The 13,696-nt window shown below is 73.3% G+C and carries 10 protein-coding genes; 8 read left to right on the forward strand and 2 right to left on the reverse strand.

Annotated elements, in window-relative coordinates; genetic code table 11:
- Positions 1-64 precede the first annotated feature (64 nt).
- Positions 65-1,108, reverse strand: a complete 1,044-nt coding sequence (locus ACWGJ5_RS04890; RefSeq protein ID WP_453308370.1) for a PadR family transcriptional regulator — start codon at positions 1,106-1,108, stop codon at positions 65-67.
- 1 nt (position 1,109) lies between these two features.
- A complete protein-coding gene (locus ACWGJ5_RS04895) occupies positions 1,110-2,114 on the reverse strand; it encodes a DUF4097 family beta strand repeat-containing protein (RefSeq protein ID WP_453308371.1) in 1,005 nt (334 codons plus the stop codon).
- Positions 2,115-2,272: 158 nt separating this feature from the next.
- Here ACWGJ5_RS04895 and ACWGJ5_RS04900 point away from each other — a divergent pair, with 158 nt between their 5' ends.
- The 8 genes from ACWGJ5_RS04900 (at position 2,273) to fxsT (ending at position 13,667) form a co-directional block, all read left to right on the forward strand.
- Positions 2,273-2,452 (forward strand): DUF6104 family protein, encoded by a 180-nt coding sequence (locus ACWGJ5_RS04900; RefSeq protein ID WP_453308372.1) that lies wholly within the window; start codon positions 2,273-2,275, stop codon positions 2,450-2,452.
- Positions 2,453-2,562: 110 nt separating this feature from the next.
- Positions 2,563-2,919 carry a CU044_2847 family protein gene (locus tag ACWGJ5_RS04905; protein ID WP_453308373.1) on the forward strand — a complete coding sequence of 119 codons (357 nt, stop codon included), beginning with the start codon at positions 2,563-2,565 and terminating at the stop codon, positions 2,917-2,919.
- Complete coding sequence (locus ACWGJ5_RS04910) at positions 2,916-4,865, forward strand: VMAP-C domain-containing protein (RefSeq protein WP_453308374.1); 1,950 nt, start codon at positions 2,916-2,918, stop codon at positions 4,863-4,865. Before ACWGJ5_RS04905 ends, ACWGJ5_RS04910 begins: the two co-directional genes overlap by 4 nt.
- A 136-nt stretch (positions 4,866-5,001) precedes the next feature.
- On the forward strand, positions 5,002-6,000 hold the full coding sequence (locus ACWGJ5_RS04915; RefSeq protein ID WP_453308375.1) for an AAA family ATPase: 999 nt from the start codon (positions 5,002-5,004) through the stop codon (positions 5,998-6,000).
- A 3-nt stretch (positions 6,001-6,003) separates the two neighbouring features.
- Positions 6,004-9,276, forward strand: coding sequence for an SAV_2336 N-terminal domain-related protein (locus ACWGJ5_RS04920; RefSeq protein ID WP_453308376.1), 3,273 nt, complete (start codon positions 6,004-6,006; stop codon positions 9,274-9,276).
- Positions 9,273-9,425, forward strand: a complete 153-nt coding sequence (locus tag ACWGJ5_RS04925; protein ID WP_453308377.1) for a hypothetical protein — start codon at positions 9,273-9,275, stop codon at positions 9,423-9,425. The genes ACWGJ5_RS04920 and ACWGJ5_RS04925 overlap by 4 nt, the downstream gene beginning before the upstream one ends.
- Entirely contained in the window at positions 9,422-10,606 is a 1,185-nt protein-coding gene (locus tag ACWGJ5_RS04930; protein ID WP_453308378.1) for an FxsB family cyclophane-forming radical SAM/SPASM peptide maturase, read from the forward strand. The genes ACWGJ5_RS04925 and ACWGJ5_RS04930 overlap by 4 nt, the downstream gene beginning before the upstream one ends.
- Before the next feature lie 100 nt (positions 10,607-10,706).
- Positions 10,707-13,667: an FxSxx-COOH system tetratricopeptide repeat protein gene (gene fxsT, locus ACWGJ5_RS04935; RefSeq protein ID WP_453308379.1), complete on the forward strand. Its 2,961-nt coding sequence runs from the start codon at positions 10,707-10,709 to the stop codon at positions 13,665-13,667.
- The last annotated feature ends 29 nt before the right edge of the window (positions 13,668-13,696 follow it).

Consider the following 13,696-nt stretch of genomic DNA (forward strand, 5'->3'; position numbering starts at 1 on the left):
TCGGTACCTGCCACCGTGCTCCCGCCGGTCAGCCCTCGGCGTCCGTCGTCCTGCCGCCGCCCGGTCAGGCCTTCGGGGTTCGCAGGAGTGCGCCGATGTGGGCCGCTGCCGTGGAGAGGTGGTGGCGGGCCTCCCGGAGCTGGGTGGGGGTGACTCCGTGGTCGCGGGCCGCGTCGCGGATGTCGTCGCGGAAGCGGTCCAGGAGGCGGTCCAGGTCGCGGGCCGGGTCGCCGGTGGCGTCCTCGTGGGCCCAGGTGGGTTCGTACTCGGCCGGGAAGTCCTCGACGGGAGAGACGTAGTGCGCGTCCGACGGTGCCGCGGCGGCCTTCGGGGCCGGTTCGCCGGGGGTGCGGGGGGAGCCCCAGTTCATGCTGAAGTCGCCCAGCTCCCTGGCCAGTTCGGACAGGCCCTCGCGGACGCCCGTCGGCCAGTCGCCCTGGGCGAAGTGATCTTGCACGCGGTCCTGCACCTGGCGGGCGATGCGCTGCATCTCTTCCTGTGCCTGGGCCCGCGCCCGCGCCTGCGCCTCCTGGGCCTGGCGGCGGGCCCGCTGGGCCTCCTCTCGGGCCCGGCGGCTCTCGTCCTTGGCCCGGCGGGCCTGGTCCTTCCACTCCTGCCTGGCCCGGCGCATCTCCTCCTTGGCGGCTCGCCAGGCCTCCTTGTCGCCGAGGTCGCCGTACTCCCCGAAGGGGCCCGCGGTGCCGCCCGTCTTCGCGCCCCGGCGGGCCTCGGAGGCGGCCGCGCGCATCTCGCGGCGCAGATCGCCGGCCGCGCCGCGCACGTCGGCCCTGATCTCGGCGGCCAGTTCCGCGACCGACTCGCGGATCTCCAGCTCCAGGTCGGCCAACTCCTCGCTGCGGTCGGACAGTTCGGCGCGTCCTGCGTCCGTGATGGCGTACACCTTGCGGCCGCCCTCGGTGGTGTGCGTGACCAGCCCCTCGGCCTCCAGCTTGGCCAGTCGGGGGTAGACCGTGCCCGCCGAGGGGGCGTACAGCCCCTGGAAGCGCTCTTCCAGGAGCCTGATCACCTCGTAGCCGTGGCGCGGAGCCTCGTCCAGCAGCTTGAGCAGGTACAGGCGGAGGCGCCCGTGGGCGAAGACGGGGGGCATGTCAGAGCACCTTCTTGTCGGTCGTGCCGTCGGCCGGGGCGTCGGCGCCGTCGGGGGCGTCGGTGCCGTGGCCGGAGACGGAATTGTCCCCCGGAACGGCCGGGGCGCCGGTGGCGGGGGTGGTGCCGGGGTCCCGTGGCGGCGCGGAGGGGCCGGAGGGCTCTGCGGGCCGGGCCTCCCGTGGGGTGTCCGCCTCGTCCTCGCGCGGCGGGCGGCGCAGCAGGGCGATCGAGCCGGAGACCGTGGTGGCCCGGAGCCTGCCCGTGCCCGCGCCGAGCCGGCCGGTGATCTTGTGGGCGCCCCACTGGCCGTGCACCCGCAGTCCGTCGAAGGCGTTGGAGATCGTGCCGCTCGCGGTGTTCGCCTGCACCTCGGCGTCTCCCGGGTGCGGCAGGCGGATGGCGATCTCGCCGGAGACGCTGGTGAGGCCGACCTCCGTCGGGCCGTCCGGGTCCAGGTCGACGATCATGGAGCCGCTGACGGAGTCGGCGCGGACGGAGCGGCCGGAGCCCTCGACCACCGTCAGGTCTCCCGAGACCGAGTTGAACCGCAGGTCGCCGGTGACCGCCTGAGCCTCCACGTTGCCCGACACGGTGTCCGCGCGGACCGGGCCCGAGACGCCGACCAGGGTCGTGTCGCCGGTCACTCCCTTGACCACCGCCGGGCCCCGGATGCCGGAGACGACCGCGCCGGCGCCGACCACGCCCACCTCCACGCGGGTGTCGGCGGGGACCGTCAGGGAGACGATCGCGCTGCGGCGCCAGCCCTTGCGGTCGAGCCACTTGAGGAAGCCCTTCCAGGGCAGGTCCTCGTAGGCCACCGTGAGGGTGTCGCCCTCCTGGGTGACCACCAGGGGTGGGCCTTCGATCTCCGAGATCTCGAGGCGCGCGGAACCGTCCTCCGTGCCCACCACGTTCACCGTTCCGTTGACGATGCGGACCCGGAGGTCGCTCACGCGGGTGTCGAAGGTCAGCTTCTGGGGCTCTTTGACGGACCACTCGGGCATGGGTGACCTCCTAGGCCGGGCACGGTTCAACACGCCATATCGCGTCCTCTGCAAAACACGATATATCGCGGCTGTCGGAAGTCAAGCCACCCTTTCGTGTGAGCGATGCCGCAGGGCCTACCCTGGACAAGTAGGCCCGTCCCCGTCAGGAGCGAGAGTTGTACTTCACCGACCGTGGCATCGAGGAACTGGAGAAGCGGCGCGGCGAGGAGGAGGTCACCTTCGAGTGGCTCGCCGAGCAGCTGCGGACGTTCGTCGATCTCAACCCGGACTTCGAGGTGCCGGTGGAGCGGCTGGCGACCTGGCTGGCGCGGCTGGACGACGAGGACGTCGAGTAGGCCGCACGCATAGTCCTGGAACCACCGTGGGTATTAGCCTCGTCGCTGTTGAAGTGGGTGCCGTCCAGGGTCGGTCGACCTGACGGCCCGGGCTCTGCGGGGGGAGCGGAATGAGTCACATCCAGGACATCGAGCTGCCGGACGGCACGGTGGTCACCGCCCGGATCGGTGCGGGTGAGGCGTACGACGACCAGGAGGACGTCGGTTTCACCGAGGCCGCCGTCGCCAAGGTCGAGCGGCTCCAGGAACTGATCAGGGCCGTCGGAGGCAGCGTTCTCGACGCCGCCCGCGCCGCCAAGCCGCACGAGGCCTCCATCAGTTTCGGCGTGGAACTGACCGCCAAGGAGGGCCTGGCCGTGGCCGTGCTCGCGCGCGGGGAGGCCAAGGCGTCCCTGGAGGTCACTCTCACCTGGCAGTTCGATCGGGGAACCGCGAGGGAGGGCGAGGACGGAGCGGTCGGCGCATGAGCGAGCGCGACGACCGTCTCTTCGATCTCGTCCGGGCCGCCACCGTCCATTTCCTCCCCGCCGACGGGAAGGACGGCCCCTTATGGGGCAGCGGTTTCTTCGTCGCGCCCGGCTGGGTGCTCACCGCCGCCCATGTGCTGCGCCCGCACCTCGTGGCGGACCGCACGACCGTCTTCCGGGTGCGCGGCGAGGGCATCGAGGCCGAGGCCCGCCTCGCGCAGTGGCTGCTCACCGATCCGCGCAGCAACAAGGTCCCCATGGCCGAGGACCTGGCCCTGGTCCGGCTGGCCGCCGAGCACCCGCACGAGTGCGTGTGGCTCACCGACCGGGCCGCCCGCCACTCCGGCGCACTCAAGGCCTGCGGCTACTACCCCGGCCCGCCAGAGGCTCACTTCCGTATCGTGGACGCCGAGATCAACGGCCACGAGGACACGTACGGGCTGATCATCAAGCCCGACATCGACTTCCCGAGCGGCATGTCGGGCGGTCCACTGCTCGACCCCGGCACGGGAGCCGTCGTCGGGCTGATCAAGTCGCGACGCAAGGAGAAGGACGGCGGCAAGGCTGTGGCGATCGCCGCGCTGCGCCGGTTCGGGGAGACGTACCGCGAGGTCATGACCGCCCACGACCACTGGCACGGCGAGGAGCCGGTCTCGGAGACCGGGGACAACTGGATCGACCTCCAGTGCGGCCCGGCGGCCGACCCGGGCGCGGTCTGGACGCCCCGCGACCGCCGCAAGGCGCTCGCCCTGCTCGCCGCGCTGCCGCACCCGCCCGACGAGCCCACCGTCAAGCTCATCGCCAAGGAGGCCCGCAGCGGCAACCAGTGGCCCGGCGGCACACCCGAACTGCGCACCTGGCGCGACGGCCTCGGCCTGCTCTACGAGGGCACCGCCCCGCTCGACCCGCTCGTCTTCCTGCGTTACCTCAGGCTCGTGGAGGCCCACGCCTGCGCGCGCGACGCAGGGAGTCCCCTCCTGGCCGGCTGGATCACCAAGCGGCTGCGTCACGACACCCGCCGGCACTTCCACGCCATGGTCCGCGACGTCACCCTCCCCGACGAGCTCCGGCCCCGCCCCCAGGGCGAAGGCCCCGAGCGCGTCGTGATCTCCTACCCCGGCCCGGGCGACGGCCCCGTCGTGGCCCTGCTGCTCGACCCGGTGATCGGCTCGCAGCCCGTCCGGTTCTTCTGGCAGATCTGGTACGACGACGGAGACGGCCTGCCCGAGGTGCACGAGACGGACTCCTCGGTGCACGGATTCCGGCCCGACGAACTCGTCCAGGCACTCCGTGTCCCGCTCGGCGGACTTCTGGAGTCCAAGGACCGGGAGGGCCATCCCGTACCGCTCGAGGTCGCTCTGCCCGCCGAGCACTTCGACACCGCCGTGCACCGCTGGCGGTTCGCGGACATCGCCGCGCTGAACGACCCCGGACACCTCGGCGCGCGCCGCCGCCTGGTGCTGCGCGCCCTTGAGCGCCGGGGAGATCCGGACAATCTCTGGCTCGACCGCTGGCGGCACATGGCGGGCGGGCGCCGCTTCCAGGGCTGGCGCATGCCCCCGCCGGGCGCCGTCGACCCCTCCGGCTACCGCAGCGCCGAGCGCGACCGCATCCCCGTGATGTGCCGCCCCGCCGGACAGGGCCCCGGGCGGGTCGCCATGAAGCACGCGCTGAACAGCGGCCACGCCGTCGCGCTGTGGCACATCGGCCCGCACCCGGAGCGTGGCGTCTGTCTGCCGGAGTGCGACACGCTGCACGCGCGCGTGGAGAAGTTCCTCGAGAGGCTCGGCTCGCTCGCCGAACTCCCCGACCGGCTGCGGATCGTCCGGCAGGACATCAGCGAACAGCACCCCGACAGCACCTGGGCCGAACCGCTCGCCCTGCTCTACGACGACCCGCGCCGGCCGCTGCCGGGCGAGGAGACCGATCCGGTGGACGCGCCGTGAACACCGTCGAGGGCTGGCCGAAAGCACCCGGGTACCACGGCCGCTCCGGGTATGTTCCCAGGGGCCCGTTGCGGGCGCACAACGCCCCCGTCGGCCAGGACGTGGAATACCACCGACCGTCGGCGAGGAGCGTTTCATGAGCGAGTGGTTCGTCTACCAGGGCATCGGGCAGCCCGATCCGGCCAGGATCGACGCGCTGCCAAAGCCGCCGCCCTGGCGGAGGTTCGACGCTCCGCCCGTCGACTACGAGGTCCCGGAGCTCGACTCCGCCACCCACCGCAGGCTCGGCGAGCGTACCGTCCCGTTGCCCGTCCAGGACCCCGACGCCCTCGAACTCGTCAACGCTGCCCTGTACCTGAGGCGCCCCCTGCTCGTCACCGGCGAGCCCGGCGTCGGCAAGTCCACGCTCGCCCACTCCGTCGCCTACGAACTCGACCTCGGCCGCGTCCTGGAGTGGCCCATCGTCAGCCGCAGCGAACTGCGCGACGGCCTCTACACCTACGACGCCATCGGCCGCCTCCAGGACGCCCAGCTCCCCGGCGAGGCCGCCGCCCAGGACATCGGCCGGTACATCAAGCTCGGCCCGCTCGGCACCGCGCTGCTCGCCGCCGACAAGCCCCGGGTGCTGCTCATCGACGAGCTCGACAAGAGCGACATCGACCTGCCGAACGACCTGCTGAACGTCCTGGAGGAAGGCCGCTTCGCCATTCCCGAGCTGGAGCGCATCGCCGACCGCGCCCCCGAGGTGCGGGTCCTCACCCACGACGGCCGTCGTGTCACCGTGCGGGAGGGGCAGGTCCCGTGCCGCGCCTTCCCGTTCGTCGTCATGACCAGCAACCGCGAGCGCGAGTTCCCCGCCGCCCTGCTGCGCCGCTGCATCCCGCTCGATCTGAAGGCCCCGCGCGACGAGCGCCTCGCCGCCCTCGTCCAGGCCCACTTCGGCCAGGGCGCCTACGACGCCAACCACGATCTCGTCGACCGGTTCACCCAGGCCGAGGCGGACGGCGCGCTGCGCCCCACGGACCAGCTCCTCAATGCCATCTTCCTCGCCCAGCACGCCGCCCGCGAGGCCGGCCAGCGGCGCGAGGAGATCTCGGAGCTGCTGATGCAGCCCCTCGACCGGGGACCGCGCTAGCCCATGACCTCCCGCGCCCCCGGTGACCCGACGAGCGGCGTGAGCCCGGTGCTCACGGCGCTGGTCGCGCGCATGCGGGACGCGGGGATCGCGCCCGGGGTCGAGGAGCTGGCGGATGCGCTGTGGCTGGCGCGGTGGCTTCCGGGACCGGCGGAGGGATCAAGGGCCGAGGCCGGTCCGCCCCTTGCCCAGGAGCTGTCCGCCGGCACGGGCACGCAGCCCCCGCGACCGGTGCCGTCGGTGCGCCCGCGCACGGGCGGCGAGGAGCCCGCACAGCCCGACGGCGCCCGCCTGTTCGCCCCCGGCCCGGGCGGCGACGGCACCGGGACCCGGATGACCCCGGTCCACGTCCCGGCCGCACCGGTCCTGCCCGAACCCCTCGCCCTGCAAAGGGGGTTACGGCCCCTCCAGCGCTACCGCGCGCCCGTACGACCGGTGCCGCGCACCCTCGACGAGCAGGCCACCGCCGAACGCGCCGCCGAGTCCGGGCTCGTCCTGCCCGTCCTGCGCACCGACCGGCGCCGGGAGGCCCGTCTGCTGCTCCTGATGGACGTCTCCACCTCGACGGTCGTCTGGCAGCAGGCTCTCGACGAACTCCGCCAGGTCTGCGCCCGCGCCGGCGCCTTCCGCGAGGTGCAGATGCGCTACCTGCACGAGGCGCCCGGCGGACTGCCCGGCTGCGCGGCCACCCCGGAGCCGGGTGCCGCGCTCTCCGCACCGGAGCAGCTCAGCGATCCGACGGGGCGGCGTGTCACGCTGGTCCTCAGCGACTGCGCCGGGCCCATGTGGCGCAACGGCCGGGTGCAGCGGCTGCTGCACCGCTGGGCGGCCACGGCACCCGTGGCCGTCGTACAGCCGTTGCCGCAGCGGATGTGGCTGCGGACTCATCTGCCCGCGCGGCGCGGGGTGTTGCACCGCAGTGAGGGCCCTGCCGGGTCACTTCGGTTCCTGCCCGACCGGGGGCCCGTGGAGGCCGGTGCGCTGCCGGTGCCCGTGCTGGCGCTGCGGCGGGAGTCGGTGGAGGGCTGGGCGCGGCTGGTGTCCGGCGCCACGGCGCAGTCGCTGGCCGCTGCGGCCGGGTGGGTGCGGGCCGGCCACCCGGCGTCCGGGGCGCCCTTGCGGGCGGCGCAGGAGCGCGGCGCGGAGGAGCGTGTGCGCGGGTTCTGGCGCCGGGCGTCCTCCGAGGCGCGGCGGCTGGCGGTGTATCTGTCGGCGGTACCGCTGTATCTGCCGGTGATGCAGCTCGTGCAGCACGCGATGCTGGCCGGGAGCGGGCCGGACGTCCTGGCCGAGGTGCTGTTGAGCGGGCTGCTGCGGCGGCAGGAGGACGTGGACGATGCGCGGGGCGTGCGGTACTACTTCCTGCCCGGCGTCGCCTCCGAGCTGCGGTCGCGGCTGACCGTCGAGGAGGTGGAACTGCTCTTCAAGCACTGCTCCGAGTACGTGGAGCGGAAGTTCGGGCGCAGTGCGCGGAACTTCCCCGCGCTGGCCGGGGCGTTTCTGCGGGGAGCGGTACCGCCGGACGGGGAGCTGCGGGCCGTCTCGGGGGAGCGGGAACCGGCAGGGCTGAGGGCGTTCGCCGAGGTCTCGGCGGCGGTGCTGCGGGATCTGGGCGCGCGGTTGCCGCCGCTGCCGGTGGCCGTGGCGGCCGGGCAGACACCCGTGGACCTGCTGGAGCTGGGGCGGCGGGCGCTGGCCCGGTTCCACGAGGAGGGCCTCACCCGGGAACTCGACGCGGCGGTGGGGTACTTCGGCGTGGCGGCGACCGATGCCCGCTCGGACACCGAGCGGCTCTCCGCACATGAGGACCTGGCCGACGCGCTGCTCACCCGGTGGCGGGTGCGGCGCGTGGGGGACGACCTCAGGGAGGCGTGGGAGGCGGTCGAGCACACTTCCTCCCTCTCCGGGCGACTCGTCCGGGGGCTGGTGTGCTGGACGCAGGCGCAGGAGGTCCGGTACGCGGGGGTCGACTTCGACGGTGTTCCGGAGAGCCTGCGGGAGTGGGCTCGCCAGGAGCCGCGGCGGGCCGAGGAGCGGGCTCTGCGCGTGTTGCTGTACGTGGCCGAGGCGAGCCTTGCGGCCGTCGTGGACGCGCGGGACGCGCCTTCGGAGCGACGCGAGATCGCTGCCGAGGTGCTGACGGACGTGCGGCGCGACATGGCGGAGCTGGGACCGGACGAAGGGATCGACGCCGAGTTCTGGTACGTCCGTCACCTGGAGCGGGCCGGCGACGCGGTGGAGGTGTGGCTGGGGGGCCGGGACGGGCTGGTCGTACGGGGGCGGCTGTGGCTGGACCTGGCCCGGCAGTATGCGGGTCAGGGGCCGGTCGCCAGGCCGGCACCCGACCGGTGGCGTGCCGAGTACTGTGCCGCGCGGGCCGGTGACGACCTCGTCGAGGCGGCCGGCGGAGACACCGCCCTGCCGGACGCGGAGCGCTGCCGGATCTGGCTGGACGCGGCGGCCGCCATCGAGATCGAGCAGCCCCCGCGCGACGACGGCCGGGAGCGGCGGACGCTGGTGTACGCGGTGGACGAGGCCCTGCGGGCCGCGGGCGACGACGAGGCGCTCAGATTCGAGTGCCATGCGTGGGCCGCCAGGATCTACAGTGACCGCTACGCTCACTCCGCGGACCGCACCCAGCTGGACCGCGCCATCGACGCGTGGTCGCAGGCCCTGTCGCTGCTCGGCGAGGACGACCCCAGGCGCCCGCAGGTGCTGACCGGCCTCGGCCTGGCGCTGTCGGTACGCTGGCACGGGTCGGAAGAGGCCCAGGACGCCTTCAGGAGCGTCGACCATCTGCGCGAGGCCGTCGACCTGTCCCCGCCGGACGATCCCCAGCTGCCCGTGCGGCGCCGGAGTCTGGCCGACGCGTACATCATGCGCTACCGCCTGACCGGCGTACTGACCGAGCTGTACGAGGCCGACTGGCTGCTCGGCGAGGCCGTTCGCGGTGCCGAGGATCCGGTGCTCCTCACCCAGTGCTGGAACAGCCGCGCGAACCTGTCCCTGGAACTGTACGAGCGCACCGAGGCGGTCGTGCACCTGCACACGGCGATCGACCGCTACAGCAAGGCCGTCGCGTACGCCGAGGAGGCCGGGGATGACGAACTGGTGGCCTTGGCCCTCATGGGGCGAGGCCTGGCACGCGAGCGGCAGGGCAGGCCCAATACGGCCCGGAGCGACTACGCACGTGCTCAAGGTCTGACCAGCCGCGCGAGCACCGGCGACATCCGCCGGCGCCCCTCCCGCCTGTCCCCCGAAACGGCCGACGAGTGACCCTTCCCACCGACGACACCTGCATACCTCTCCCGGAGATCGCCCCGCCCGACCGCACCGACCACCCGGTGCTGGCCGCGATCCTCGTCGAACTCCGGGCACGGGAGGGGGAGTCCACCGTCGTCGCCCACTACGAGGACGCGCCATGACGACCCACCCGGCATGGCCGTACGACACCCTGGACACCCGCGCCCACGAGCCCGTCGCGTTCCGGCAGTTCGTACTGAAGGTGCACGGCCGCTGCAACCTCGACTGCACCTACTGCTACCTCTACCAGGGCCCCGACCACGGCTGGCGCGCGCGCCCGCGGAGCACCTCCGCCCGCACCATGCGCCGCACGGCGGCCCGTATCGCCGAGCACGTCCGCACCCACCGCCTCGACGCCATCCGCATCGAACTCCACGGCGGCGAACCCCTCCTCACCGGCCCCGACCCCGTCCTCGCCTACGTCGACGCGGTACGCGGAGCCGTCGACTGCCAGGTCACCGCCACCGTCCAGACGAACGGCACGCGGCTGACGCACAGGACGCTCGACCGCCTCGCCGACGCCGGCATCCGCGTCGGCCTCAGCCTCGACGGCGGCCGCCGCGCGCACAACGCCCGCCGCGTCGACCACGCCGGCCGCCCCGCCTGGCCCGCCGCCCGCGCGGCGGCCCTACGGCTCGCGGAGCGCCCGCAGTCGTACGCCGGAATCCTCTGCACGATCGACCCGACCGCCGATCCGCTCGACGTCTACGGCTCCCTGGTCCGACTGCACCCACCGGGCATCGACTTCCTCCTCCCGCACGCCAACTGGGGCACACACGGCCGGCCCCCGGGAAGGCACCGCCCCGTACCCACCCCCTACGGCGACTGGCTCAGCACCGTCTTCGACGCCTGGTGGGGCGGGCAGCACCCCGGAGTCCCCACCCGCGTCCGCCTGTTCCAGGAGATCGCCGCCCTGCTCCTCGGCGCTCCGAGCCGCGCCGAGGCCGTAGGACTGTCGCCCATGGCGGCCGTCGTCGTGGAGACGGACGGTGCCATCGAGCAGGTCGACGCGCTCAGGTCGGCGTACGCGGGCGCCTCCGAGACCGGGCTGAACGTCCACCGGCAGTCCTTCGACGACGCACTGCGCCACCCGGGCATCGCCGCACGCCAGTTGGGCGCGCGAGCGCTCGCCGCCGAATGCCTGGGCTGTCCCGTGGGGAAGGTGTGCGGAGGCGGGAACTATGTGCACCGGTACGCTCCTGGGACAGGGTTCCGGCACCCCAGTGTCTACTGCGCCGATCTGGAGCGGCTCATCCGGCACATCGCGCACCGCCTGGAACGCACGGCCGCACCGATGACCTGACCGGGAACATGCTCAACACAGCACCTCTGAAGCTGATTTGACGCACAATTGAATAGCCTGTGCGCACTCGTGACCAGGTTCAGTCGAGGGGAACGGCAAGATGGCGGCGGAACTCGGACACGTCACGGTGGTGTTCGCCGGACAGAGCGAGTCCTGGGCCAAGTGGATCGACCACCAGATCCGGGCCGCGGGACGGGGCACCACGCTGGTCAGGTGGAACCCGCTGCGCCGACCCCCGTCCGCCGAGGCGTTCGCCGACCTGCTGAGCGCGCCGGGGCGCGTGCTGCTGGTGATAGACGACTGGCACGAGCGGCTCGGCACCGAGCGGTTCGAGGCCTGGGCCGAGGCCCTGCGGCAGGTGCTGCCGGCGTACCAGGACCGCATCGCCGCCGTGAGCATCACCGCCCGGCCCATGCCGGAGGCCGTCATCGCCCTGGCCCCCGTCGAACTGCGCGGTCTGAGGCCGGAGATCGCGCGCAGCCGCGTTCTGGAGTGCGCGGGCATCCCGGCCCCGGGCACCCTGATCGACCTGTGCCGCGGCCCCCGCTTCCCCGACGACCCGCCGGACGTGTGGCAGGTCCCGCGCCGCAACCGCCGTTTCATCGGCCGCACCGAACTGCTGGAGAAGGTCTACGGCGCCTTCTCCGCCGCCGGGCCCGACGGCGCCGCCGTGGCGCTGCTCGGCCCGGGCGGCTTCGGTAAGACGCAGCTGGCACTGGAGTACGCCCATCGGTTCGCCGGCGAGTACGACATCGTGTGGTGGGTCAGCGCCGGCCAGCGTGTCACCGCCCGCCAGCAGTTCGCCGAGCTCGCGACCGCGCTGGAACTGCACGACGCCGGTGATCTCGCGGCCACCATCACCGCCGTACGGCGGGAACTCGACCGCACCCGGCGACCCTGGCTGCTCGTCCTGGACGGCGCCGGGGACCCGGAGCGGCTGGTCGACCTGCTGCCCGAGGGGTGCGGACACGTCCTGATCACCACGCACCGCAGCGAGTGGGGCGCCCACGCCGAGAACATCGCCGTGCCCGTCTTCGAGCGCGGCGAGAGCGTCGCCTTCGCCTCGCGGCGCACACAGCGGCTCAGCGACACCCAGGCCGCACGTCTCGCCGAGGCCGTCGAGGACATGCCGCTGCTGCTCGACCAGACGGCCGCCTGGCTGGACATCAACCCGACCGTGCCGGTCGACGACTACATCCGGGACATCCGCGACGGCCGCCCGGACCGCTTCGGCGTGATGCCCTCCGGCCAGTACCCGGAGAGCTTCGAGGTCGCCTGGGCCAAGCTCGTCAACACCCTGCGCGAGGGCTCCGAGTCCGCCTGGCAGCTGCTCAACCTGCTCGTGTGCTTCTCGCACGACGTGGTGCCGGTACGGCTGCTGCAGACGGCCCGGCACGGCGACCTGCCCGCCGAACTGGCCGACCTGATCTCCGAGCCCAGCAGCTGGAACACCGCCCTGCGCCGGCTGTCGGAGATCACCTCCATGCGCATCGAGTACGAACCCGGCCCGCGGATGGACACCCAGACCATCGGCACCCTGCGCATGCACCGCCTCTTCCACCGCTTCGTCCGCTCCATCCAGTCGCCCGCCGACGCCGAGCGCTATTCGGCGGCCGCCCGCAAGGTCCTCGTCTCCGCCGACCCCCGCGACTCCTCCTCGGCCGGCAACTGGGCCCGCTACGCCGCCCTCATCCCGCACCTGGAACCGTCCGGCGCCCTGGAGTCGGCCGACGACGACGCCCGGGAACTCGTCCTGAACTGCATCGAATACCTGCGGATGCGCGGCGAGTACCACGACGGCTGGTGGCTCAGCCGCACGGCCGTCAAGCACTGGCGGGCCACCTCCGGCGACACCGACCGCTCCGTGCTGGTCGCCGTCCACCAGCTCGCCAACATGCTGCGCCGCCTCGGCCGGTACGAGGAGGCGAAGACGATCGGCCAGGACACCCTCGGGCGCCTGGTGCGCGCCGAGGACGTACGGCCCATCGAGCTCATCCGCGCCAAGGACGGCCTCGGCGGCACCCTCATGGCGCTCGGCCGGTACGCCGAGGCCCGCGCCCTGTTCGAGGAGGCCGCCACGACCGCCGCCGCGGAACTCGGCGGCGAGCAGGTGCCACGCACCCTCACCATCCGCAGCAACCTCGCCGTCGCCGTCGGCCTCCAGGGCCGCTACGCCGAGTCCCTGGCCCTGCACCGCAAGGTGTTCGAGGCCCGGCTGGACATCCTCGGCGGCCGCGACGCCCTCACCCTCAACTCCGCGCTGCGCACCGCCTGGATGCTGCGGCTGCTCGGCAGCTACCGGGAGGCGCTGGCCATCCAGGGCCACAACTCCCGGGTGCACAGCCAGGTGCTGGACCGCACCCACAGCCAGACCCTGCTCGCCGAGCACAACCTCGCCCTGTGCGCCCGCCGCGTCGGCGATCTGCAGTTCGCGCACGCCATGCTGCGCGGGGTCCGGGAGAAGCTGATCCGCCGGCGCGGCCCGCTGCACCCGGAGACGCTGATGGTGTCCTGCGACTACGCGATGCTGCTGCGCGACCTGGAGCGCACCGAGGAGGCCCGGGACCTGGCCGAGGCCACCGCCACCCACTACGCCGCCCAGCTCGGCGAACGTCACCCGTACGCGATCGGCGCGCGGGACAACGTGGCGACCGTCATGCGGGACCTGGGCGAGCACCGGGTGGCGCTGGAGCTGTCCCGGCAGGCCGCTCATCAGATGCGGCGGGCGGTCGGCAGGGACCATCCGTGGGCCATCGGCTGCGCCAAGAACGAGGTCGCCGCGCTGGCCGCCGTGGGACGGACCGACGAGGCGGCGGTACTGGGCCGGGAGGCGGCCGACCGGTCCGCGAGGGTGCTGGGCGACGCGCACGTCCTCACCATCAGCCTGCGGGCGGGCCTCGCGCTCGACCTGGCCGAGCTCGGCGAGCGCGAGGAGTCCGAGGCCCTGCACCAGGACGCGGTGACCCGCCTCACCTCACTCCTCGGCGCCGACCACCCCCACACCCGCCACATACTCGAGCGCCACCGCCCCTACTGGGACTTCGAGCCCCAGCCGATCTGACCGCCCGGCGGGAGGGCCCGCTGGGCAGG

Source organism: Streptomyces sp. NPDC054783 (assembly GCF_053611725.1).